Annotated in this window: 24 protein-coding genes and 1 pseudogene; 12 read left to right on the forward strand and 13 right to left on the reverse strand. The window is 31.6% G+C overall.

Features of this window, described 5'->3' with window-relative positions:
* The first annotated feature begins 10 nt into the window (after positions 1-10).
* The gene (gene metG / locus CVIC12175_RS03205; RefSeq protein WP_418219513.1) at positions 11-1906 is read left to right on the forward strand and encodes a methionine--tRNA ligase; all 1896 of its coding nucleotides are present in this window, start codon (positions 11-13) and stop codon (positions 1904-1906) included.
* Positions 1907-2896: a hypothetical protein gene (locus CVIC12175_RS03210; RefSeq protein WP_086255360.1), complete on the forward strand. Its 990-nt coding sequence runs from the start codon at positions 1907-1909 to the stop codon at positions 2894-2896. It begins immediately after the preceding gene.
* A gap of 5 nt (positions 2897-2901) precedes the next feature.
* Here CVIC12175_RS03210 and CVIC12175_RS08800 read toward each other — a convergent pair whose 3' ends face one another.
* Positions 2902-3378, reverse strand: coding sequence for a CZB domain-containing protein (locus tag CVIC12175_RS08800; RefSeq protein ID WP_418219515.1), 477 nt, complete (start codon positions 3376-3378; stop codon positions 2902-2904).
* A pseudogene (locus CVIC12175_RS08805) lies at positions 3379-3834 on the reverse strand (methyl-accepting chemotaxis protein); the annotation flags it as partial. It abuts the gene before it with no gap.
* A 321-nt stretch (positions 3835-4155) separates the two neighbouring features.
* Here CVIC12175_RS08805 and CVIC12175_RS03220 point away from each other — a divergent pair.
* Positions 4156-5145: an isopenicillin N synthase family dioxygenase gene (locus CVIC12175_RS03220; RefSeq protein WP_086255358.1), complete on the forward strand. Its 990-nt coding sequence runs from the start codon at positions 4156-4158 to the stop codon at positions 5143-5145.
* 56 nt (positions 5146-5201) lie between these two features.
* Here CVIC12175_RS03220 and CVIC12175_RS03225 read toward each other — a convergent pair whose 3' ends face one another.
* Together CVIC12175_RS03225 and CVIC12175_RS03230 are read right to left on the reverse strand one after the other, a co-directional pair.
* Complete coding sequence (locus tag CVIC12175_RS03225) at positions 5202-5687, reverse strand: hypothetical protein (protein WP_086255357.1); 486 nt, start codon at positions 5685-5687, stop codon at positions 5202-5204.
* A gap of 152 nt (positions 5688-5839) precedes the next feature.
* Positions 5840-6103, reverse strand: coding sequence for a glycosyltransferase (locus tag CVIC12175_RS03230; protein WP_180383965.1), 264 nt, complete (start codon positions 6101-6103; stop codon positions 5840-5842).
* Positions 6104-6138: 35 nt separating this feature from the next.
* On the opposite strand from CVIC12175_RS03230, the gene CVIC12175_RS03235 reads away from it, so the two are divergent.
* Positions 6139-6363 carry a hypothetical protein gene (locus CVIC12175_RS03235; RefSeq protein ID WP_086255355.1) on the forward strand — a complete coding sequence of 75 codons (225 nt, stop codon included), beginning with the start codon at positions 6139-6141 and terminating at the stop codon, positions 6361-6363.
* 253 nt (positions 6364-6616) lie between these two features.
* On the forward strand, positions 6617-6886 hold the full coding sequence (locus CVIC12175_RS08535) for a 4'-phosphopantetheinyl transferase superfamily protein (protein ID WP_257789276.1): 270 nt from the start codon (positions 6617-6619) through the stop codon (positions 6884-6886).
* Here the strand turns inward: CVIC12175_RS08535 and CVIC12175_RS03245 are convergent.
* Positions 6883-7929: a dehypoxanthine futalosine cyclase gene (locus tag CVIC12175_RS03245; protein ID WP_086246614.1), complete on the reverse strand. Its 1047-nt coding sequence runs from the start codon at positions 7927-7929 to the stop codon at positions 6883-6885. The two genes, CVIC12175_RS08535 and CVIC12175_RS03245, sit on opposite strands and share 4 nt — an antisense overlap.
* Positions 7930-8149: 220 nt before the next feature.
* On the opposite strand from CVIC12175_RS03245, the gene CVIC12175_RS03250 reads away from it, so the two are divergent.
* The gene (locus tag CVIC12175_RS03250; RefSeq protein WP_086302407.1) at positions 8150-9346 is read left to right on the forward strand and encodes an MFS transporter; all 1197 of its coding nucleotides are present in this window, start codon (positions 8150-8152) and stop codon (positions 9344-9346) included.
* On the opposite strand, the gene CVIC12175_RS03255 is transcribed toward CVIC12175_RS03250, so the two are convergent.
* Entirely contained in the window at positions 9331-10128 is a 798-nt protein-coding gene (locus CVIC12175_RS03255; RefSeq protein WP_086302405.1) for a CheR family methyltransferase, read from the reverse strand. The genes CVIC12175_RS03250 and CVIC12175_RS03255 overlap by 16 nt on opposite strands.
* A complete protein-coding gene (locus CVIC12175_RS03260; protein WP_086248221.1) occupies positions 10125-10688 on the reverse strand; it encodes a CheB methylesterase domain-containing protein in 564 nt (187 codons plus the stop codon). The genes CVIC12175_RS03255 and CVIC12175_RS03260 overlap by 4 nt, the downstream gene beginning before the upstream one ends.
* A 118-nt stretch (positions 10689-10806) precedes the next feature.
* Here CVIC12175_RS03260 and CVIC12175_RS03265 point away from each other — a divergent pair, with 118 nt between their 5' ends.
* From CVIC12175_RS03265 to CVIC12175_RS03290, 6 genes are all read left to right on the forward strand, one after another.
* Positions 10807-12639: a flagellar assembly protein A gene (locus CVIC12175_RS03265; protein ID WP_086302403.1), complete on the forward strand. Its 1833-nt coding sequence runs from the start codon at positions 10807-10809 to the stop codon at positions 12637-12639.
* Positions 12636-13187, forward strand: a complete 552-nt coding sequence (gene ruvA, locus CVIC12175_RS03270; protein WP_086256745.1) for a Holliday junction branch migration protein RuvA — start codon at positions 12636-12638, stop codon at positions 13185-13187. Before CVIC12175_RS03265 ends, ruvA begins: the two co-directional genes overlap by 4 nt.
* Before the next feature lie 9 nt (positions 13188-13196).
* On the forward strand, positions 13197-14234 hold the full coding sequence (locus tag CVIC12175_RS03275; RefSeq protein ID WP_086256744.1) for a D-alanine--D-alanine ligase: 1038 nt from the start codon (positions 13197-13199) through the stop codon (positions 14232-14234).
* A gap of 111 nt (positions 14235-14345) precedes the next feature.
* Complete coding sequence (locus tag CVIC12175_RS03280) at positions 14346-14564, forward strand: prevent-host-death protein (protein WP_086246607.1); 219 nt, start codon at positions 14346-14348, stop codon at positions 14562-14564.
* Position 14565: 1 nt separating this feature from the next.
* Complete coding sequence (locus CVIC12175_RS03285) at positions 14566-15288, forward strand: alpha/beta fold hydrolase (protein ID WP_086256743.1); 723 nt, start codon at positions 14566-14568, stop codon at positions 15286-15288.
* The gene (locus CVIC12175_RS03290; RefSeq protein WP_086255346.1) at positions 15285-16706 is read left to right on the forward strand and encodes a Mur ligase family protein; all 1422 of its coding nucleotides are present in this window, start codon (positions 15285-15287) and stop codon (positions 16704-16706) included. The genes CVIC12175_RS03285 and CVIC12175_RS03290 overlap by 4 nt, the downstream gene beginning before the upstream one ends.
* On the opposite strand, the gene CVIC12175_RS03295 is transcribed toward CVIC12175_RS03290, so the two are convergent.
* The 6 genes from CVIC12175_RS03295 to mqnE are packed head-to-tail and all read right to left on the reverse strand — an operon-like array spanning position 16703 to position 22535.
* Entirely contained in the window at positions 16703-17365 is a 663-nt protein-coding gene (locus CVIC12175_RS03295) for a hypothetical protein (protein WP_086255345.1), read from the reverse strand. The two genes, CVIC12175_RS03290 and CVIC12175_RS03295, sit on opposite strands and share 4 nt — an antisense overlap.
* Complete coding sequence (locus CVIC12175_RS03300; protein WP_180380644.1) at positions 17353-18537, reverse strand: glycosyltransferase family protein; 1185 nt, start codon at positions 18535-18537, stop codon at positions 17353-17355. The genes CVIC12175_RS03295 and CVIC12175_RS03300 overlap by 13 nt, the downstream gene beginning before the upstream one ends.
* Positions 18521-19660 (reverse strand): MFS transporter, encoded by a 1140-nt coding sequence (locus CVIC12175_RS03305; RefSeq protein ID WP_236861091.1) that lies wholly within the window; start codon positions 19658-19660, stop codon positions 18521-18523. The genes CVIC12175_RS03300 and CVIC12175_RS03305 overlap by 17 nt, the downstream gene beginning before the upstream one ends.
* Before the next feature lie 6 nt (positions 19661-19666).
* Complete coding sequence (locus CVIC12175_RS03310; protein WP_086256742.1) at positions 19667-20110, reverse strand: phosphoribosyltransferase; 444 nt, start codon at positions 20108-20110, stop codon at positions 19667-19669.
* Positions 20111-20114: 4 nt separating this feature from the next.
* Positions 20115-21437, reverse strand: coding sequence for an NCS2 family permease (locus CVIC12175_RS03315; protein ID WP_086248227.1), 1323 nt, complete (start codon positions 21435-21437; stop codon positions 20115-20117).
* A 9-nt stretch (positions 21438-21446) separates the two neighbouring features.
* Positions 21447-22535: an aminofutalosine synthase MqnE gene (mqnE, locus tag CVIC12175_RS03320; protein WP_180380657.1), complete on the reverse strand. Its 1089-nt coding sequence runs from the start codon at positions 22533-22535 to the stop codon at positions 21447-21449.
* Positions 22536-22604 lie beyond the last annotated feature (69 nt).

Raw genomic sequence — 22604 nt, forward strand, 5'->3', positions numbered from 1 at the left:
TTAAAGGATAATGATGAAAAAATTTATAACAACACCAATATATTATGTAAATGATGTTCCGCATATTGGACATGCTTATACTACAATAATTTGTGATACATTAGCTAGATTTTATCGCTTAAGAGGAGATGATGTATTTTTCTTAACAGGTACTGATGAACATGGCCAAAAGATAGAAGAAGCAGCCAAAAGCCGTGGCAAAAGCCCAAAAGAGTATGCTGATGAGATTAGTGCTAAATTTAGAGCTTTATGGGATGAATTTGAGATTAGTTATGATCATTTTATCCGTACAACTGATGATTATCACAAGATTACAAGTCAAAATGTATTTGCTAAGATGCTTGCAAATGGTGATATATATAAAGGCGAATATGAGGGTAGTTATTGCGTAAGCTGTGAAAGCTTCTTTGCTGCTAATCAATTAATAGATGATGAATGTTGTCCAGATTGTGGTAAAAAGACTAGACTAGTTAAAGAAGAGAGCTACTTTTTTGCATTATCAAAATATCAAGATAGACTTTTAAAATGGTATGAAGATGACAAATGCGTCCTACCAAAAGGCAAGAAAAATGAAGTTATAAGTTTTGTTAAAGGTGGATTAAAAGATCTATCTATTACTAGAACTAGTTTTGAGTGGGGGATAAAATTACCTGAGTCTTTAAATGAGCCAAAGCATGTAATGTATGTATGGCTAGATGCACTAGTTAATTATCTTTCAGCCTTAGGATATAGTAGGGGCGAAGAAAAAATGGAGTATTGGAATAATACTCTTCATATGGTTGGTAAGGATATTTTACGCTTTCATGCTGTATATTGGCCGGCGTTTTTGATGAGTTTAGAACTACCATTGCCTGTAAGCGTAGCAGCACATGGCTGGTGGACTAGAGATGGCGTAAAGATGAGTAAAAGCCTAGGTAATGTAGTAAATCCAAAAGAGGTAGCTGATGCATATGGTCTAGAGACATTTAGATATTTCTTGCTTAGAGAGGTTCCATTTGGTCAAGATGGAGACTTTTCTCAAAAAGCATTAATAGATCGCATAAATAGCGAGTTAAGCAATGATCTTGGAAATTTACTAAGTAGAATAGTAGGTATGAGTTCAAAATATTCAGCTAATATAATTAATTCAAATAGTGTAAAAGAGTTTTATTCTAGTGAGCTTGAAGCTTCAAAAATACATATAGACCAAGCACTTGCTAGTTTAGAAGATATTGCTCCAAATAGATATTTAGAAGAGCTTTGGAAAGTTTTAAATATAGCAAATGCTGCAATAGCTAAGTATGAACCTTGGAATTTGATTAAAAATGGTAAAGAGAATGAGGCAAATGCATTAGTAGCTTTAGTAGCAAATTTATTAGCTAAAGTAGCTATACTTCTAAGTCCTGCCATGCCAAAAACAGCTCAAAAGATAGCTGATGCTCTTGAATTTAAAATTAGCACTCAAAGCTTTAAAGAGCTTATAATTGACTCAAATTTAACTAATTTTAAAGCAAATTCAGTAACTCCTTTATTTGTTAAGATAGAACAAGAGCTGATGGCTCCACCACCAGTAGCAAATATAGAAGAGTTAAAAGCTAAAGATGAAGAGATTAAAATCGATGATTTTAAAAAGTGCGTGATCAAAGTCGGCACAATCTTAGAGTGTGATAATATAGAAGGTAGTGATAAATTGCTTAAATTTAGCATTGATTTAGGAGAGCAAAAACCAAGACAGATTATCAGTGGAATAGCAAAATATTATGAACCAAAAAGTTTAGTAGGTAAGCAAGTCTGTGTTTTAGCAAATCTAAAACCTGCTAAGATATTTAAGCACTTAAGCGAAGGTATGATATTAAGCGCTGAAGATGGAAATCTAACGCTTTTAGGTACGCACTCACCAGTAAAAAATGGAGCAATTGTCGGATAAATGAGAATAGAAAACCTAACCACACTAGTAAATGGCGAGTTAAAAAATAGCCCTAAAATTAGCATGATAAATGGATTTTGTATAGATCCAAATAGTATTAAAGTCGGTATGGCTTATCTAGCTTTAAATGCTACAATTGATGATGCCTTGCTAGCTATAAAGAGTGGGGCTTATGCTATTATTACTGATCTTAATTTAAATAGCAAAGATGATGAGATAGCTATTATTAAGGTTGATAGTGTAGTTATGGCTATGGTTAGACTTATGAGATTTATTTCAGCTCAAAAGGAGCTTGAATTTGTCTATATTACAAGATTGCAAAGCTCAATTTTAGAGTGTTTATATCTACCTAGATCGATGTGTCTATTTAGCTGTGATATTAGTAAAGCCTTTATGCAGATTATAGATGCTGATGAAAAGACACAAATTATGAGTTGTGATGAGGCTATGATAGATAAGCTTAGTTTTTCTTACTCTAGTTTAGATGATGATAGTCTAAGTGATTTACACTATGATTTAAAAGATACTAAATCTTTATTTTTTACTACAATTTTATTTAAAGATAGCTATTATAGTGAGCTTAAATTTCCAAATATTTTTATTAAAGATTTAGTAAGCATCATGAGCTTTTTTGATAGGCATGGAGTTGGATTTAGAGTAAATAGTTTTGATGATTTTAATCATTTTAAGGCAATTTTTATAGATAGATTTTTTAATATTAAAGAATTTGGTCAAAGCTATAGGGCGATTATTTGCGAAAGCGATGAAGAGCTTTTTAAGCTTGAGGCTAGTAGCTTAAGAGCTAAATTTAGCGATATTTTCATATGTGCTAGAGTAGGTAGTAGCGTGGCTTTTATGGCTGATTTTATATATAATGATATAAAAGATATAAAAAAGCTTGATGAGTTTAAATATGCTTTAGTATTTGAAAATTATGAAGATGTAGAGAGCATGCTGGCTCAAAGCATAGATGAGCCAACACTATTTTGATGTAGTTATATTTTATTAAATTTAACTTTTAACTCCTTAATTCTCTCATTTAATAAGGTATTTAAAATATCTATAACAGATTCGCTTGCACTCTCAGCCGCATTTAGTTGTTTATAAATTTTATCTAAACACCCATTTGTCTTGCCGTGTTCTACCATTATTTTGTGTGCGTTGGCGATATTTTCATGAACATCTTTATGAACTGGTTCTAATTTAGCATAGTTTTGATATTTGCTAAATAGCTCTTTGCCGCGTCCTGTTTCATACCATTTGCCAAGACGACAACTATGGTGATCGGCAAATTTTTCACCTAAGTTTTCATCAAAAATCACCTTATAACCTTTAACTTTAAATAATAGATGATCTAATTTAATAAGGCTGATAAATATCGTAGATAGTGCCTTTTGAGAATTATAATTGATTGTATTTGATAGCTCATGAGTATCGCTCATTGTCTTATTTTGAGTAGCTAAGGAGCGCATCTGTTCTACTACATCATCAGTAGAAGTTTGCATTTTATAAAAATTTTGCTGAACAATTGCCATATTCATCTCAATCTCTTTTGTAGCTTTTTGAGTTCTTTCAGCTAGTTTTCTAACTTCATCAGCTACTACAGCAAAGCCACGCCCATGCTCTCCAGCGCGTGCTGCTTCTATGGCAGCATTTAGTGCTAGTAAATTTGTCTGATCGGATATATCAATAATTAAAGAAATTACGCTAGAGATAGAGACGAAATCCTTTTGTACCTGCTCTACAGTCTCGTGAAAATCTTGCAATTTGGCTTCCATATGGCTTAACCCATCTAGAAGCATATCTTGAATTTTTATACCATTTTGTTGATTTTTAGTTGATAATTCTTGAGTATCATTTAACAAAGTAATTGAGTCGCTAAATTCACTTTGGAGTAGGTTTAAATTTGATACGCAGTTATTTGTCATACTTAGTGTAATATCGCGAAATACTTCATCGCAACTAGATTTTTGGTTTTTTAAAAGATCTTTTATCTGCTCTTTTAACTCTTTATTGGATTTTAGGAGTTCTTGGTTTTGTGCTTTTAGTTGTTCAAGTTCATTAGTTAGATAGATAGGGGGGGGGTAGTAGCATTTTTGCTATTGAAAAATTTTAGCATTTTTATCCTTTTTTATGATTTTCTTAAAAAATTATTATTTTAATTATACAATAAATTTGGTAAATATTATTATATTATTATGAAATATATGATAAAATGAGAATTTTAAATTTAAACTAAGGAGAAGAGTATGAATATACCAGTACTTGACCTAAGTGAGTTAGATAGTAATCAAGAAAAATTTATAGCAGATTTAAAAGGAGCATTTACTACTTTTGGGACTTGCTATTTGATAAATCATGGTATCGATTTAGATCTTTGCAAAGAGCTTCAAAGGCTTAGCAAGGAGTTTTTTGCTCTAAGTTTAGAACAAAAAGAGCAAATTTCGATGCTTAAATCTCCACAATTTCGTGGTTATTCAAAAGAGGGTGGTGAATATACAGCTGGCGGAATGGATTATAGAGAACAAATAGATGCTGGAAGCGATAAAGAGGCTTTAAATTGGGATATAAACTCGCCTATTTGGATGAGAATTCAAGGTCCAAATTTATTCCCAGATCAAATTCCAAGTCTAAAAGATCTATTTAATGAGTGGTTTGAGCAAACAAGTGCGGCAACTTTAAAACTTCTAAAAGGATTTGCTATAGCTCTTGAGTTACCGCAAGACTCTTTTGATAAGCTTTATGGAAAAAACTCATACGCTCATGCTAAATTATTGCGTTACCCGCCAGCATTTGATGGCAACACTCAAGGTGTTGGATCGCATAAAGATGGCGGTTTAATCACCTTTGTTTTACAAGATAAAGAGTCAGGATTGCAAGGATTATTAAATGGCGAGTGGATTGATGTGCCGCCAATGGAAGGCTCTGTGGTGGTAAATATCGGTGAGTTTTTGGAACTTGCGACAAATGGGTATTTAAAGGCTACTATCCATAGAGTAAATTTGACGCCTAATGAGAGATTTTCTATTGCATATTTTTTGGGTGTGCAGCTTGATAAGGATATACCGATTTTAGAACTGCCAGAGCATTTAAAAAAAGAGAGTACCGGAGTAGATACAGACCCTAAAAATCCGCTACTTAGAAATGTTGCAGAAAATTATTTTAAAAGAATGATTAGATCTCATCCAGATGTAGCTAAAAAATATCATAGCGATCTAATTGAGAGATTTAGTTTTTAAATTTGAATTTATATAACAATTAAAGCATATCTGATTTAGATATGCTTTAATTGGATTTATTGAGCGATCGGTTTTAGATTTTGTTTTTGGTCATCTGTTAAATCGCTAATTAGTTTGATAGATACATTGTTGCTTTTATTTTCTATATTTGGATTTTTAGATATATCTAGTGTCCACATTGCACCTGTGAGTGGATCTACAACTAGCCAACCTATAAGACCACCAAATATTAAATTACCAGCTAAGTATATTCCATTTGCTCTACTATCAATAGTAAATTCAATATCTTTATACCCATCTTTGCTTACTAAAACTTTGTAAGATTTGCCAGAAAAATAGCCATTATATTTTTTTAGGTCTATCTCTAATGGGGTTTTGGTATCTATCACTACTTTATTTGTAGTTAAATCAGTGATGATTATTTTAGCTTCATTTGGGTCTGAAGTGATATCAAAATGATCATAACCACCTTGACCAAAAATCGTAGCACATCCACTTAGCATTGCTGCTAAACCTAATCCTAAAAGAAAATTCTTAAACATCAAAACTCCTTAAAAATTATAATAAAAATGTAATTATATATATATTAATTTTTAATAAATTTATTGATTTAATGCAAATTTTAAATCATCTGGAATAGAATATAGCGTCTCTTTATTTAGCGTTACTGCTACTTGAGTTGTGTTTGCTTTAGCTATTGTGAGTTCATCTTTAGATAATAGTGTATATTTAAATTTTTTAAAGCTTCTTTTGATTTATGATCTGAGCCATCATCTACTACTATTATATTAATATTATATTTTGATAGATAATCTACTAAAGATTTTATTGTTTTTGGATGATTGTAGTATGGTATTAAAAATGCAAATTTCATAACTATCCTAGATTGTGATTTTGATTTTACCATTTGTACACTCTTTATCATTAACATATAGTGTAAAATATAGTTTATTGCCATATTCATCTTTGATTAGTAGTTTTATTTGATCTACAATGCCATTTTTGCCTTTAGTTTTATATAATTTTTTACCTTATTTGAATTTGCGTGAGAGATATTTTGGTATTTTGCTTGCTAGTTTAACTAGTATAATATCATTTGGAATGCTAGGATTTAGCGCTACTTATGCTGTATTTAGCTTTGGTGTAGCTACGGCTTTGTGTATGCTATTATCGGCATATTTTGCTCTGTTATATGCTACTGTTAATTTTAAAAAATAGATATGAAAATTTGAATTCTTAGGCAAATTGATGGAGGGTTTAAAAAAGATATTATAGCTATGATAATTTAAGTATAAGTGATAAAAAAAGATTAAAGCATTATCTAAATTTAGCTGATAAAATAGAATTTAAAATATCTAGATCTTTAAAAACTGCATTTGAAAAGTCATATATAAACATTGATAAAGTACCACTTTATTACTCAATTAGTCATAGCAATAATCACGCTATATTAGCTATTAGTACTAAATTTATAGGTGTAGATTTAGAGTTGATAAAAAATAGAAATTTTGATATTCATATGGAGTATTGTTTTAGCAATCATCAAATATTTAGAGTTGAAAATTCAGATAATAAATTAATTGAATTTTATAAAATTTGGACTTTAAAAGAGGCTCAAATAAAGCTTTTAAATCTTGGATTTTATGCTATTGAAAAGGTAGGAGATGAAGATTTAATGAATTATAGCGATATTATAGAAAGCGGCGATATGAAGTTTATCTATACCGCCATTACTTTTTAAAATCTTTCTAAAATATCGTAATTTGTGTTGCGTTTAGCTGGAAATTCGCCTATATCTTTGATTAATTCTATCATTTGTGATTGGCTCATTCTATAGCTTGCTCCTGCGGCTTTTACTACATTTTCTTCCATCATTGTGCTACCTAGGTCATTTGCACCAAATTTAAGAGCTAGTTGCCCTATATATGAACCTTGTGTAACCCAGCTGCTTTGTATATTTTTAAAATTATCTAAAAATAGTCTTGATACTGCAAGTAGGCGTAGGTAGCGGTTTGGTGATTGCTTTTTAATCTGTGGATATTGGAGAATGAGTTTTGTATTGGCCGATTGAAAGCTCCAAAGGATAAATGCTCTAAATCCGCCAGTCTCATCTTGTAATGTTCTGATTTTATCTAGATGTTCTACTATTTCTTCATCACTCTCAACAGTGCCAAACATCATTGTAGCTGTGCTTTTCATACCGATTTTATGAGCCTCTTTATGCACTTCTAGCCATGTAGCACTAGAGCATTTCTTAGGTGAGATAATATCGCGAACTCTATCGCTTAATATTTCAGCCCCAGCACCTGGAATACTATATAATCCAGCCTTTTGAAGTCTAGATAAAACTTCTTTAATAGAGATTTTAGAAACCTTAGCTATATAATCTATCTCCACAGCTGAAAAGCCATGTATATCGATATTTGGGTATTTAGTAGCAATATGAGATACTAACTCTTCATACCATTGTATTTTTAGTTTTGGATGTACGCCGCCTTGGAATAAAATTTGAGTTCCACCGATATCTATTAGCTCATCTATCTTTTTATCAATCTCATCAAAACTAAGCAAGTAAGCCTCATCTTCATTAACATGCTTATAAAAAGCACAAAATTTACAATCTACCCAACAGGTGTTGGTGTAGTTTATATTTCTATCTACTATAAAAGTTGTAATTTTATTTGGATGAAGTTCTAATTTTTTGGCACTTGCCATCTCTCCAAGCTCTCTTAAATCTCCATTTTTAATAAGATTTAAAGCCTCATCAACGCTTAATCTACTCACACAATATCCTTAAATTTTAGGCGATATTGTATCAAAAACTGGCAAAATTCAAGCTTATTTAACAAAAATATAAATTTTTAAAAGCCTAATATCTCTTTTAAAATTTATAAAAATCAATTGCTAGTCTAAAATTATAATATAAAATACTATATGCTTATTTTATAATTTAATAAAATTTAGCTATAATCCTATGCTTTTTATATCATTTTAAGGTCAAAAATTGAAAAAATACTATGCACTATTTTGTTATAAGCCAAATTTAAGAGTGCTTAGCTCTATTCAGTTTATATGCTATTTTGGGATGTGGTTTAGCCATACTGGAATATTTACTCTTTTAATAGATATGTCTGCGCCAGTGTGGGCAATCACTTTAGCTGCTGCGATGGCATTTATCCCAAATGTTATTTTAGCTCCGATAAATGGTGTGATAGTAGATAAATTTAACCCTAAAAAGCTGATGATGTTAATGCTTTTTATAGAGGTTATAACTGTATTTATGCTGGTTTTTATAGATGATATCTCCTTGCTTTGGTTGCTTTTTGTAATTATTTTTGTTCGTATGGGCGTAGGGGTTGTCTATTTTCAAACTGAGATGAGTCTTTTGCCAAGTCTAATGAATAAGAAAAATTTAAAATTAGCCAATGAGATTCACTCCATTATCTGGGCGGTATCATATACGGCTGGTATGGGTCTTGCTGGAATATTTATCTACTATTTTGGAATAAAAGCATCGTTTTTGTTTGATTTTGGGCTTTATATTATTGGTATGATATTGCTAACTAAACTTAAAGCGCCTGAGGTTATTAAAGTAACTAGTCAAAATATATTTAAGATGATGAAAGAGGGTCTAATTTATATAAAAGCTAATAAAACCTTAATGCATATAATATTCTTGCACGCATTTGTAGGTGTAACAGCATATGATAATCTCATAGCTCTTATGGCTAAATATGAGTATAAAGAGATTATGAGCATATCTCTTATTATAGGATTTATGAATATGACAAGAGCAATTTCGCTAGTTATTGGGCCTATGATTTTGAGTAAATTTATAAATAATAAGACGCTTATATGGCTTTTTATTGGTGAGTTTTTAGGTATCGGTCTTTGGGCTTTACTGCAGTTTGATTATTATTTGGGGCTTATTGGGCTTTTAGCAGCTGGATTTTGTACATCTACACTATGGTCATATACATTTACAATGCTGCAAAATAACTGCGATAAGAGCTTTTATGGTAGGGCTATTGCCTATAAAGATATGGTATATTACTTAGTGTCAGCTACTATATCTTTTATGATTGGAATTTTGTATGAAAGTGGTATAAGCTTGGCTATGATTACATTTTTGATGGCATTGACATTTTTGTTTGGGGCATTTTATTATGCTTATGTATATAGGCGTTATACTTTTTCGTAGTATGTGCCAGATAGATCAATTATCTTGCTATATAGATCGCAATAAGGCACCAAATCAGCACTACCAAAGTAGATTCTTCCATATGGTTTTAAGATTTTAGCAAACCTTTCAATAGTCAAAACCCTATAACTCTCATCAAAATATATCATCATATTTCTAGATAAAATTATATCAAACTGCCCAAGAGCAAATAGCGAATCATCAAAAATATTAATAGTCTTAAACTCAATCATAGGCATAAGCTCTTGTCTGATTTGATAATCAGGTTCTATTTTTTTAAAGTATAGTTCTTTTTGTGATGCTTTTAAATTTTTTACTGAGCGTTCATTATATATCCCATCTTTGCATTTTTGGATCATATTTGAGTTGATATCTATTCCAGTTATCTTTAAGCGATATCTATCCATACCAATTGACTTGGCTAATATTCCAAGAGAATACACCTCCTCACCACTACTGCATGGAGCGCATAATATCTTTACATTACCTCCGCCTATGCTAAGAGTATTGGCGTATTGTATGGCTGAGTTTAATTGATTTAATTCACGCATAAAGTATGTCTCATTAATTGTGATTAAATTTAAAAGCTCTTGTCTAAGTGCTCTATCAAAGTTAAATTTATTACATAGAGTTTGCATATTATCGATATTTTTATTTTTAGCAAAATGGGCTATTTTATTTTTGACAATCTCTTTTTTGCTTATTAGATTATTTCCACTTAGTTTCTTAGCTAGTTCTATAAACTCTAAAAGATCGCTACTGCTACACTCAAATTCGCTCATACAATAAACCTTTGTAAGTTTGTTCTAATCATATCTAAATTGGCAATTTCTAAATTTGGATTTATATCCTTAGCTCGCCTTGGCATACCATATACTATGGCTGATTGTTCATTTTCTGCGATACATTTAGCCCCAGCTTTATATAGTTCATTTAATCCACTAGCTCCATCGTCGCCAATGCCAGTAAGTAGTATTCCCATTACATCGGCTATTTTGCATATTGGTACAGCAGAGTTAAATAGCATATTTACATTTGGATTGTATGTAGTTATTGCTCCGCTTTGGTCTATATTTGCAGTTAGAATTTGAGAATTTAATATAATGCTATTTTGCGCACAGATATAAATTTTATTTTTTAGAGTTACTTTGTTGTTTAGTAACTCTACATCTGAGTTTAGCTCTTGACTTAATCTGCTAGCAAATGATCCTACAAAATTTTTGCTCATATGCTGAGCTATGATTATAGAGACATTTATTGGCAAACTTATTCCGGTTAAAAGCTTTTTTAAATGACCAGGTCCGCCAGTAGAAGCTCCGATTAAGATTAGTTTTTGTTTCAAATCCTACTCCAAAAATTAATTTTGTAAGTATAATACAATTAGGCTTAAAAGCCGTTTTATCTTTTTTGGATATAATTTTGCAGTATAATTTTAAGACAACTCCCTAAAAGGTTTATAGATGGTAGAAGATAGCAAGAACCCATATCAAGATATTGATGCGGTTTCTAAGAGTATGGGCGTACCGCCGGAGTATCTTGATTTTGATATCTTAGAGATCTTTACTAGCTATAAAACTAACCCGCAAGCTGAATTTACCCCAGTACAAGATGGAGATATATTTGATGATGATGAATTCTTTTTAGATGAGAATTTATCTATTATGCAGACCTATAAGGTTAAATTTTACGATATTAGAAAAGATATTAGACCACACCTTCCTAAAGTTACTTTAGGGACAAATAAAAACTCTACTAAAATAGCAGTTACTATAAAAGAAGATGCTTTGGCTAGATATACTCCAATGTTTGAAAAAGAGCTTATAAATACAATATATAAAAAGATGCTAAAGGCTGGATTTTTAATAGGTTTAAGAGAAAAAGATTTTAAAAAGAAAATATCAAAACTAACATCAATGCTAAGAATTAAAGAGATAATAGACAAGCCAGAGACTATTATAGTAGCTACAGGAATTGAGCCGGTTTTGCCTATAGATGATAAGCTACTAATATATTATAAAAATAGCGAAGAGGTAGGCGAAGATAAAGGTAAGAGTAGAAATGATATCGATAGAGGATTTTTAAGTAGTGTTTTAGAGGGTGATTTGATAATGGAGTATATCAAGCCAAAAACTGGCACCCATGGACGCAACTTAAAGGGTGATTTAATTCCAGTAATTGAGCCAAAAACTAGCCAAGAGACTCAAATTACAGTAAGTCCAAATATTCAAGTAGAAGAGGGTGAAGATAATATCAAATATATAGCTCTTAAAAGTGGCTATGTTAGCGAAGAAAATAATAAATATGATATAAAAGAGGAGCTAGAAGTAGGTGCTGTAAATTTAAAATCTACTGGCTCAATTACTACAAGCTTAGATTCAGATGTTAAGATAAATATTAAAGAGAATAACTATTTAAAAGATGCCATAGGTAGCGGAATGAAGGTAGAAACTAGCGAGGTTAGAGCTAGTGGCAATGTGGCTAAAGATGCAGTCATTAAAGCCAAAACTGTAGTTATAGAGGGCAACACTCACGCCCAGTCAAAAATATATGCACAAAATGTAACTATATCTTTGCATATGGGATATTTAGAGTGCGATGAGGCTCATATAGATAGATTAGAAGGTGGTAAAGTAAGAGCTAAAATAGTGCATTTAAACCGAGTTTTGGGTGGAGATATAGAAGCTGAAGAGGTGCATATTCAAATTTTGCATTCTAACTCAACTATAAAGGCCTCTTCATTAATAAGCATAGATGAGCTAAAAGGTGATAATAATAGATTGATAATAGATGTAAATAGTATCCTTGATGAAAAGGGCGATGTGACAGAACATCATCAAAAAATGAAAGCCTTAGAAGAGGAGTTAAAAACTCTACCAAAAGAGCTAGAGCATAAAAGAAACATAATAGATAGCAATAAAAACTCTATAAATATGATAAAAAATAGATTAGTAGAGATGAGACAAGAAGGAATAACCCCGCCAGCTGCGTTCTTAAAAAAACTAAAAGATTTTCAAGGTTTAGTAACAGAGTATAATCAAATTTTAAAAAGTATAAATTCCAAGCAGATGGAGCTAGCTACATTAAAAGATGAGTTAGTAGGTATGGAGAGTATAATCTTTGATGCTAAAATCATAAATAAAGACCGATGGACTGAGCTAAATGAGGTTAAATTTAGGCTTATTGAACCGCCAGTAGATGTGACATATAGCACTAAAGAAAATGAGATAGCAAGAGTAATGTCTTTAAAAGCTGGAATAAATGGATATGAGATAAAAAGGTCAAACGAGATATGATAAAAGCAATTGAGGGATTAATAACTAAAAAAGATCCAACATCAATCTGGATAAAATGTGCTGGTATTACATATGGGGTAAATATCTCACTATTTACTAGTGCTTCGTTGCAAAAGGGAGATAGTGTAGAGCTATTTATAACGCAAATTATCAGAGAGGATGCAAATCTATTATATGGATTTTTAAAAGAGAGTGAGCAGAGAATTTTTGAGCTACTTTTAAAAGTCAATGGAATTGGAGCATCTACTGCGATGGCCGTGTGTTCTTCTCTTAGTCCAGATGAGTTTAGCTCAGCAGTGATAAATGGTGATGATGGGGTTTTAAAACGAGTACCAGGAATTGGCCCAAAAACTGCAAGAACACTAATAGCTCAGCTAAGCGATGCTAAACTAGGTGAGATAAGTAGCGCAAATAGTGCTAGTAATGAGGCATTTATGGCACTTGAGAGTTTAGGATTTAAACGAGATAAGATTAGTGCTGCACTAGCTAAATGCTCTAGTAATGATACGCCATCTTTAATCAAAGAGGCGCTTAAAATATTGGCTTAAAGGATAGTGATGAATTATGGTATAGTTTTTGGTGGGGCAAGCTGGGAGCATGAGATTAGCATAGTCTCGGCCATAGCAATAAAAAAGGCCTTAAAGGCAAATTTAAAATTTATATTTGTAGATGCTAATAGGGATTTTTATCTGATTGAACCTGGTGATATGAGAGCAAATTTTTTTAGCTCACAAAAGTATAAAAAATGCAAAAAACTCTATTTAAAAGAGGGTGGCTTTGTTACGCATGGTATATTTGGAGTTAAGGGTATTGATGTTGATTGCTATATAAATTTAATCCATGGATGCGATGGCGAAGATGGTAAAATAGCTGGGATGTTTGAGTTTTACTCGCTTAAGTTTATTGGACCAAGACTTGAAGCTAGTGTGATGAGTTACTCAAAGGTTTTAACTAAATTTTTAGCATTAAAATGTTCAGTTAAAACGCTTGATTATGAGGTAATAACCAAAAATCAAAAGCCAAATTTGACTCTGCCTTATATCTTAAAACCATCACATCTTGGAAGCAGCATAGGTGTAAGTGTAGTAAATAATCTTGATGAGCTTGATTATGCTTTAGATGTGGGATTTGAATTTGATAATGAGATATTGGTTGAGCCATTTGTAGATGGTGTTAGGGAATTTAATCTAGCTGGATTTAAGGGTGCCAAAGGGCTAGAACTATCTATGATAGAAGAGCCAAAAAAGGGTAAAATGCTAGATTTTAAGCAAAAATATATGAGTTTTACAAGTTCTAGCTCAGTAGAAGCTGATCTAAGTGATGAGATAAAAAATAAGATAAAAGATGCTTTTGATAGAATTTATACAGGCGGTAGATTTGATGGAGCACTTATTAGATGTGATTTTTTTGTAATTGGCGATGAGGTCTATCTAAATGAGATAAATCCAAACCCAGGAAGCTTGGCAAACTATCTATTTAGCGACTTTACAGGCTCTATAAATCGTCTAGCAAATAGTATAAAAGTTGAGAAAAAAATCCATGTTGATTATAAATACATTCACTCTATTACGAGTAATAAAGGCAAACTAGCCTAAACTTATTAAAAGAGCCTTATGATTTTAGGCTCTTTTTATTTATTTCATTTCATAGCTACTAAAGTTAAATTTATGTATAATTTTATGTAAAATTATACGCAAGGAATATAAATGGCAAAGTTTAGCAAAGATGAGGTCTATACTGCTACGCAGGTAGTGCGAAATTTTAGTTCAATTTTAGGCGATATCTCTCAAGCTAAGATTAAACGAGCTTTCATAGTTAAAAATAATCGCTTTGAGGCTGTGCTTTTAAATATAGATGAATATGAACGCTTAAGCGAGGCTGTAACCTTGCTAGAAGCAATTTATAATAAGAAAAAAGAGAGTTAATATGGCGATAAAAGAGATAGAGTATAATGGTTTAAAATATAGATTAAGCTATGAAATTTTAGGGCAATCTAGTGGTAAAAATATGCTGATTTTACATGGTTGGGGAGCGAATAAGGAGCTAATGAAAAGAGCATTTAGCAAGCATCTTAGCAACTATAATTGCATCTATTTAGATTTGCCTGGATTTGGATTTAGTAGTGACTTGGAGATACCGCTTTGTACGAGTGATTATGCTAAGATAACTGCTAAATTTATAGAGCTTTTAGATATTGATTTTGAGTTTATTATGGGGCATAGTTTTGGTGGCAAGATAGCTGCTCTTTTAGAACCTAAAAATTTAATACTACTTAGTAGTGCTGGAATTATTAAGAAAAAACGATTTAGCATTAAAGTTAAGATTGCAATTTTTAAAATTTTAAAGAGAATTGGGCTTGGTAGATTTTGGAGATTTTTTGCTACAAAAGATGTGGATAATATGAGTAAGGTAATGTATGAGACGCTAAAAAATGTAGTAGATGAAGATTTTAGTTCTATTTTTGCTAAGATTAATTCAAATTCACTTATATTTTGGGGAGTTAGCGATGAGGCTACTCCACTTAGTAGTGGGCAGATGATAGCTAGACTAATTCAAAATAGTAAATTTTATGAGCTTGAAGGCGATCACTTTTTCTTTTTAAATCATGGTGAGTTTATTGCTACAACTATATCAAAGGAGCAAAAATGAGCCTAGCTTTTATCATTTCAATTGTGGCTAAATTTGGCTTTACTATCGCTTTTGGATACTATTTAATTAGTGCTTTGCAATGGTTTAGTTATAAGATTAAAAGGGTTATTTTTCACTATACTAAGCCAATGTGGCATATATATTTTGTTGTTTTGCCACTTGTAGCAATTGCTATTTGTCCAAATTTAATATCTTTAATCTGTATTAGTACTATTTATATTTTAGCTACTATCTTTTGGGCGTATAAATTAGATAAAAGAGTTGTAATAACTGCTAGAGTAAAGAGATTTTTTGCTTTTTTGATTGTAGGATTTGGACTTTTTATTTTTTGTCCTTATAGTCAAAATGGGCTATTTCATACGCTTTTTAGCGTAATATTTGCTCTTATATTTAGTGCTATTGGTGAGAAAATATTGGCTATAAGATATAAAAATAAAGCCCTTGAAAAGCTAAAATCTATGCCAAATTTAAAGATTATCTTAGTAACTGCAAGTTTTGGTAAAACTAGTATAAAAAATTTTATTTATGATATTGCTAGTAAGGAGCTAAAGACTCACAAAACTCCACGCAGTGTAAATACTCTACTTGGAATTATTCGCGATATTAACGAAGGCTTAAGTAGTGATACAGAGCTTTATATTGTCGAAGCTGGTGCTAGACTTAGGGGCGATATAGATGAGATAGCTAAATTTATCAATCCGCAAATTGTAGTTATCGGGCAGATTGGTGGAGCGCATTTAGAGTATTTTGGCTCTATTGAAGGGGTAAGAACAACAAAGCTAGAAGCATTAAATTCAAAACGCCTAATCAAATCCATAGCACATAGTTCTACAAATTTACAAGGTAAATCTATAATTTATGATGAGCTTGTAAGCAATATCAAAAGTAATCTTGATGGGATTGAGTTTGATATGAGATTAGATGATGAAACTCACCACTTTAGTGCAAAATTACTAGGTGAGTTTAATAGCTATAATCTTGCTGCTGCGTTACTAGCTTCACAGGCTGCTGGTGTTAAAAATCTTAGTTTAGAGCATGTAAAAAGTATAGAGCATAGACTTCAAAGGATAGATGCTGGTGGTAAGATTATAATTGATGATAGCTTTAATGGTAATCTAAATGGAATGATAGCAAGCTATAAGCTTGTAAAAGAGTATAATGGGCGAAAAATTCTACTAACTCCAGGTATAATAGAGGGTGGAAATGGAGTAAATAGCGAGCTTTCAAAAGTGATTAATGAGGTTTTTGATATAGTAGTAATTACAAGTGCGATAAATGAATCTGAATTAAAAGAGCATTTAGATAGACCTGAGGTTATTAGGTTGTTTGATAAGTCTAAGATGAATGAATTTTTAGCCTTGCATACTATGAGTGGGGATCTGATTTTATTTAGTAATGATGCGCCAAGTTTTATTTAATTTACTTGGCACTGTTTTTGTGGATTTCCTATGGTTATTAGTCCAGTAATTGGAGTAATGTTTATATAGATACACTCTTTATTTTTATGTGTTAAACGAATTTGGCAGATAGAAGTAATTAAATTTTGAGTTGAATTTGCAGAGCTTTTTGGATTGCCTTTATATGGTCTTCCTAGATTATCAAAACTAATTCTTGTTGAATTATAGTGGCTACATCCACCTAAAAGCTCTATATCTTTTATATTAAATTTACTCATTAAATCTAGCTCATCAGTTGGTTTTATCGTGCTGATACCTGCGTGTGAGACTGTAAGAACTTTAGTTGGATTTAGTGGATTTTTTGCTACTTCGTAGCCATCAGGACTTCCGCTATATCCTCCACTATCACTAAATATTGCATAGTGTAATACGCTTTTGCTATCAACTGTTTTAATAAAATATATCTGCCATCTGCCTTTAAACCAGTTTTTATCTTCTGGGTTAAATTTATCATCTATAAGCGCTAGATATTGTGTATATTTTATATGCGTTGCAACTTGGTTAGCGGCTCTTAGTAGTTCGTCATTTTTGAAATTTATAACTATTATAGATAGAATTATTCCAATAATAATCATAACAAGAACAAGCTCAAAAACGCTAAAAGCTCTTATTTTTTGCATAGATAAAATGTCGCAATGGTTTTATCAAATTTAGATATTTTGATAGTTTGACAAGATTTTTGTTGTTTTTGGCTTAGGGTATAGCTACCACCACTTTCTATGCCATAAAATTTAAGTCTAATAGCTAAGGCTGAATTGGTAGTAATTTTATTAATTTTTCTGTTTTTTAGCTCATTGGCTAGCTCTTTTGCTATATCATATTTGTAGGCAAAATGATGGCTAGGCTTATCTAAAAAGAGATATAAATATTGATGAAATATAATGGTTAAACTATTTATAGCCAAGATAGCCAAAACAATAATAGTAATAATTTTGTGTATGGTTCTAAAGCGAGGAAGTCTTGAGCGATATGAGGTAAAAAATACACGCACCATAACTGGCACAAAAATTACACAAAATGGCAAAAATATCTCTAAATCAACCCTTTGACGCATAGAAAGCAACATACAAACGCCAATTGCAGTAGTGCTAATAAACCATAAAAAAGTCTTTTTCTCTTTAATGCAAATTCTATATAAAGTATAGATAAAATAGATAAAAAGTAAAGGTGAAAAAACAGCTGCAAATATAGCCATAGAATCTAAGAAATATCCACGCGGTTTGCCGCTAGCCTCAAGGCCATTTAGATAATACCAGGCTATACAACATAATATACCAAGGAGTGCCATTTTTTTATCTCTATTAAATATTCCAAATAGCATAATTGCAAGATATAGAGCAATAAATGGCTCACTAAATAGCATTGTAATAGCTAATGTTACACCCATTAAAGCTTTTTGAGAACGCTGTTCTAAAAATATAATAATAAGTGTAAAAAATATAGCAATAGTAGCTTGAGAGATTATCAATGCACTAACTAAAACTCCAGGTAAAAACATATATAAAATTGATGTTATTACACAATCGCTTTGGCGTTTTAATATTTTAAGTGAGATGGCATATATTAAGAGTGAATTAGCAATATGCAAGATTAAAAATATAGCTCTAAGACAAACCTCGCTACTGCCAAATATGGAGCTAATATATCTTAGCATTAGACCTAAATTTGAGTTACTATAATAGATTTGTGCTTCATAATAGCTAATGCTTAATCCACTCATACTAAAGATTAAAAGAGCTGAGTTTAAAGCTAGGGCTATAAAAAGCCAAAATAGATTAAGCCTTGATATCACGAATCACCAAAATAAAAATTAATGAAATAAAGCTAATAACGCTAAGAAACCACAAAAATGCACTCCAACCAAAAGGCATATAAATAAGTCCAGGGATAAAGCTACCAAGCGCTCCGCCAAAGTAGTAAAAGCTCACATATAACCCATTTGAGATTCCTTTATGCGTTGTAGCCATCTTATTTACAAATCCACTAGCAATAGAGTGGGCTATAAAATTTCCAAGGCAAAAGACTACCATTGCTACAAAAATAAGTCCAAAACTCTCGATCCTAAAAATTTGAATAGCAATGATAAGGGTTATGATTCCAGCTATTATAGCAGTTATTGGACTGCGAAATAGAGCTGTAATTTTTTTAGTATTAAATGCAACTAAAACACCAATTAAATAGCCAATATATAGCATTCCAGCCTTTGATGAATTATAATTTTCATCAATTCTAGCTAGTTCAAATGGGATAAAGTTAAGCATCGCTTGAAATGTAAAAAATATCCCAAAAATCATTAAAAATATATAAAGATTATGACGAAGCTTTAGAGTATGGATTATATCTATTAATCGTGGTTTTAGATAGCTAGCTTTGATATTTTGGCTAAATTTAAGTAGTAAAATTGAAGCAAAAATAGCAACGCAGCCAATAATAAAGAAAAATGGTCTCCAGCCAAATATATCTGTAAAAAATCCACTTAATGCTCGCCCCATAAATCCACCAATAATAGTAACTCCAATATATATACCAATAGCACTTGCTACATTATCTTTTGATGAAATTTGACTTATATAGCTCATTATTCCAGTTAGCACAGCAGGGATTAGTAACCCTTGAAATCCTCTAATATTTAATAATAAAAAGTATGAATTAGCAAAGCTAAAAATAATCTCGCTAATACCAAGAAGTAAAAATGCTACGACTAAGATATTTTTAATAGCAATTTTTTCAAGTAGATAGCCATAAAATATTCCAGCAAATGCTAGTGGAGTCATTATTGCAGTAGTAAATAGAGCAGCTTGAGTTTTAGATATACCAAGTTCGCTTTCAAATATAGGACCAATTGGTTGGGTTGCATAAAGAATACATAGTGTAAGTCCTGTGCAAAAATAGTATATTAAAATCTCAGCTCGCATAATCATCTATTCTAAGCTTAAATCCCAAAAAAACTCAATCCAATCATCAGCTTCTTTGATAGTAAAATTAGGTAACATCAAAGCTTTTGGCTTATAAAATATAGTAGCTACAGCAATCTCTAAATTTGGATATAATCTATTGATCTCTTTTTTGATAGCTACCATAGATTCACCACTATCGATAATATCATCTGTAATTAATACTCTTTTGAATTTGCTTAGATCTGGGATATTGTAGATTTTGATAGTATCTAGTTTTGTAGTATTTTCATAATGTATAGAGTTTAGACTAAAACAATCTCTAATATCAAGCGCATTTGCTAAAAAGTGAGCTAGAGTTAATCCACCTCTAGCAATACCTAAAATAGCCTCTGGATTAAATTCATATCTAGCCCTTTTGGCTAAAATTTTGGCATCATGTTCAAATGAGCTAAAATCATAATATGTCATCTTTTTAGCCTCCAATTATTGATTTAAATAGATTAGGTGCTGAACTAGCAATAAAGGCAAATAGACTAATAATAGCTAGTGTAATTACGCCTAAATTTAGATCTTCCCATTTTCTTAGTGCTAATTTAATAATAAAATATGATATAAATCCCACGCTCAATCCTATTGTAATAGAGTATGTAAGCGGCATTAATATCACAGTTAAAAATGTTGAAACGCAAATAGCTGGATCTTTGTAGTTGATTTTGCCAAGTTCGCTAAACATTAAAATACCTACCATTACAAGCACTGGATAGATAGCATTAGCTGGAATAGAGCCAAATAGTGGTAAGAAAAATAGGGTAAATATAAAAAATATTCCTATAAATACAGCTGTAAGTCCTGTTCTGCCACCAGCTTCTACACCGCTTGCACTCTCTGCAAATGCTGTAATTGTGCTTGTACCTATAACGGCTCCACCCATGCTAGCTATTGCATCACTTTCTAAATTTTTGGCTAATTTTTTTTCACCATCAGCGTGTGTAAATAGATTGGCTCTATTTCCAACTCCAGTAAGGGTGCCAATACTATCAAATAGGTGAGTAACAAATAGTGTTAAAACTGCTGGAAGTAAAGAAATTTTAAGAGCTGAGAGAATATCTAACTCCCCAAAAATTGGAGCAATGCTAACAGGTATTGAGATTATCTCTTTTGGTGTTTCATAAATTCCAAATATCCATGCTCCAATTGATGTTACAGCAATTGCTAAAACAAATCCGCCACGCAGTTTTAAAGTCCAAAATAGTATCATAAATATAATCCCTATAACACCAACTAAAACTTTAGGATCGCTAATATTGCCAATAGCAACTTTAGTAGCTGGACTAGCAACTATTAAGCCCATTTGAGATAGACCAATAAAACATATAAATGCGCCAATACCAGCACTAATGGCACATCTAAGATCTAGCGGGATATTTTTGATAATCCAAAGGCGAAAGTTTGTAAAGCTTAAAATTGTAAATATGGCTGAACTTATAAATATTGCTCCAAGTGCAGTTTGCCATGGAATTTGCATACCAATTACCATGCTATATGTAAAGTAAGCATTTAATCCCATTCCAGTACTTAGCGCTACTGGTGTGTTAGCCCATAAGCCATTAAATATAGTTGCTATGATAGTAATAAGTGCAGTTGCTACCAATAAGGCGTCCTTTGGCATACCAGCATCGCTTAAGATAAGCGCATTAACTGGAACTATGTAAAGCATAGCCAAAAATGTAGTAAGAGCTGCATTTAGCTCGGTTTTTACAGTTGTATTGTTTTGTTTGAGTTTAAATATATCCATATTTCTTTCCTAATTGTATATTATAAGTTCATTATATAGGCTATCTCTTTGAACTGGTATAAATCCACTTGTTTGAATTAGCTCTATAAATTCTTTTTGACTTTTACCATTTTTACTTGCTGCTCCAGCACTGCTTTGAATACTTTCTTTTTCTATCGTTCCATCTAGATCATCAGCACCAAATTCTTGTGCTACAAGAGCTAAATTTAAAGTAGAAGTAGCCCAGTATGCTTTGATATGATTTATATTATCAAGCAAGATTCTGCTAATTGCCATTGTCTTTAATATCTCAACCGAGCCTAAAAATGGTATGTTTTTTAGATAATTATTATCTCTTTGATAAACTAATGGGATAAAAGCATTAAATCCACCGCCATTATTAAGCGCTAAGGAGCTATCTTGAAGTGAGCGTATTCTAAGAATATGATCAATTCTATGCTCTTTACTCTCTATATGCCCAAATAGCATTGTAGCGTTACTTTGGCGACCTTTTTGATGCCATAAAGAGTGAATTTTAAGCCAGTTATCGCTACTTACTTTGCCTTTGCAGATCTCAGCTCTAATGCCTTCATCAAATATTTCAGCTCCTCCACCAGGCATACTATCTACACCATACTCTATCATTTTTTCTATCACTTCTTCATAGCTTAAGCCATGTTTTCTATGTAGATAATCCACCTCTGCTGCAGTAAGTGCTTTTATGTGTAAATTTGGATATTTATCTTTTATCATTTTAAATATCTCTAGATACCATTGCCATGATACATTTGGATTGTGAGCAGAGACTATATGTATCTCTTTGGCTCCATTTAATACGCTTTTATCTACTGCTTCAATAATCTGCTCATAGCTCATTGTATAACTCTTCTCAGCACTTTGTCTATGAGATGAAAAGGCGCAAAATTTACACACATCAGCACATAAATTAGTTGGATTTATATGGCGATTTATATTAAAATATACCTTTTTACCATTTTTAGCTTCTCTGATTTTATTGGCATATTTACCTAGAGTAAATAGATCTAAATCATAAAGCCTGATAGCATCATCAAATTCCAATCTTTGAGATTTTTCTAATTTATCTATTAAATTCATAATCAACTCTACTTAAAAAATAAAATTCAAATTATATGCTAAAGAGACTTAAAAAGCTTTTATTTAAGATAA

It is taken from the genome of Campylobacter vicugnae (assembly GCF_002139875.1).
Lineage (GTDB): Bacteria > Campylobacterota > Campylobacteria > Campylobacterales > Campylobacteraceae > Campylobacter > Campylobacter vicugnae.

Coding starts and splice junctions, on each gene's coding strand:
- CVIC12175_RS03265 (WP_086302403.1), top strand. CDS start 10,807: ATGGTAGAAGATAGCAAGAACCCATATCAAGATATTGATGCGGTTTCT.
- CVIC12175_RS03255 (WP_086302405.1), bottom strand. CDS start 10,128: ATGAGCGAATTTGAGTGTAGCAGTAGCGATCTTTTAGAGTTTATAGAA.
- CVIC12175_RS03225 (WP_086255357.1), bottom strand. CDS start 5,687: ATGTTTAAGAATTTTCTTTTAGGATTAGGTTTAGCAGCAATGCTAAGT.
- CVIC12175_RS03230 (WP_180383965.1), bottom strand. CDS start 6,103: ATGGCAATAAACTATATTTTACACTATATGTTAATGATAAAGAGTGTA.
- CVIC12175_RS03290 (WP_086255346.1), top strand. CDS start 15,285: ATGAGCCTAGCTTTTATCATTTCAATTGTGGCTAAATTTGGCTTTACT.
- CVIC12175_RS03285 (WP_086256743.1), top strand. CDS start 14,566: ATGGCGATAAAAGAGATAGAGTATAATGGTTTAAAATATAGATTAAGC.
- metG (WP_418219513.1), top strand. CDS start 11: ATGATGAAAAAATTTATAACAACACCAATATATTATGTAAATGATGTT.
- CVIC12175_RS03275 (WP_086256744.1), top strand. CDS start 13,197: ATGAATTATGGTATAGTTTTTGGTGGGGCAAGCTGGGAGCATGAGATT.
- ruvA (WP_086256745.1), top strand. CDS start 12,636: ATGATAAAAGCAATTGAGGGATTAATAACTAAAAAAGATCCAACATCA.
- CVIC12175_RS03315 (WP_086248227.1), bottom strand. CDS start 21,437: ATGGATATATTTAAACTCAAACAAAACAATACAACTGTAAAAACCGAG.
- CVIC12175_RS03235 (WP_086255355.1), top strand. CDS start 6,139: ATGCCATTTTTGCCTTTAGTTTTATATAATTTTTTACCTTATTTGAAT.
- CVIC12175_RS03280 (WP_086246607.1), top strand. CDS start 14,346: ATGGCAAAGTTTAGCAAAGATGAGGTCTATACTGCTACGCAGGTAGTG.
- CVIC12175_RS08800 (WP_418219515.1), bottom strand. CDS start 3,378: ATGCGCTCCTTAGCTACTCAAAATAAGACAATGAGCGATACTCATGAG.
- CVIC12175_RS03220 (WP_086255358.1), top strand. CDS start 4,156: ATGAATATACCAGTACTTGACCTAAGTGAGTTAGATAGTAATCAAGAA.
- CVIC12175_RS03295 (WP_086255345.1), bottom strand. CDS start 17,365: ATGCAAAAAATAAGAGCTTTTAGCGTTTTTGAGCTTGTTCTTGTTATG.
- CVIC12175_RS03210 (WP_086255360.1), top strand. CDS start 1,907: ATGAGAATAGAAAACCTAACCACACTAGTAAATGGCGAGTTAAAAAAT.
- CVIC12175_RS03305 (WP_236861091.1), bottom strand. CDS start 19,660: ATGCGAGCTGAGATTTTAATATACTATTTTTGCACAGGACTTACACTA.
- CVIC12175_RS03310 (WP_086256742.1), bottom strand. CDS start 20,110: ATGACATATTATGATTTTAGCTCATTTGAACATGATGCCAAAATTTTA.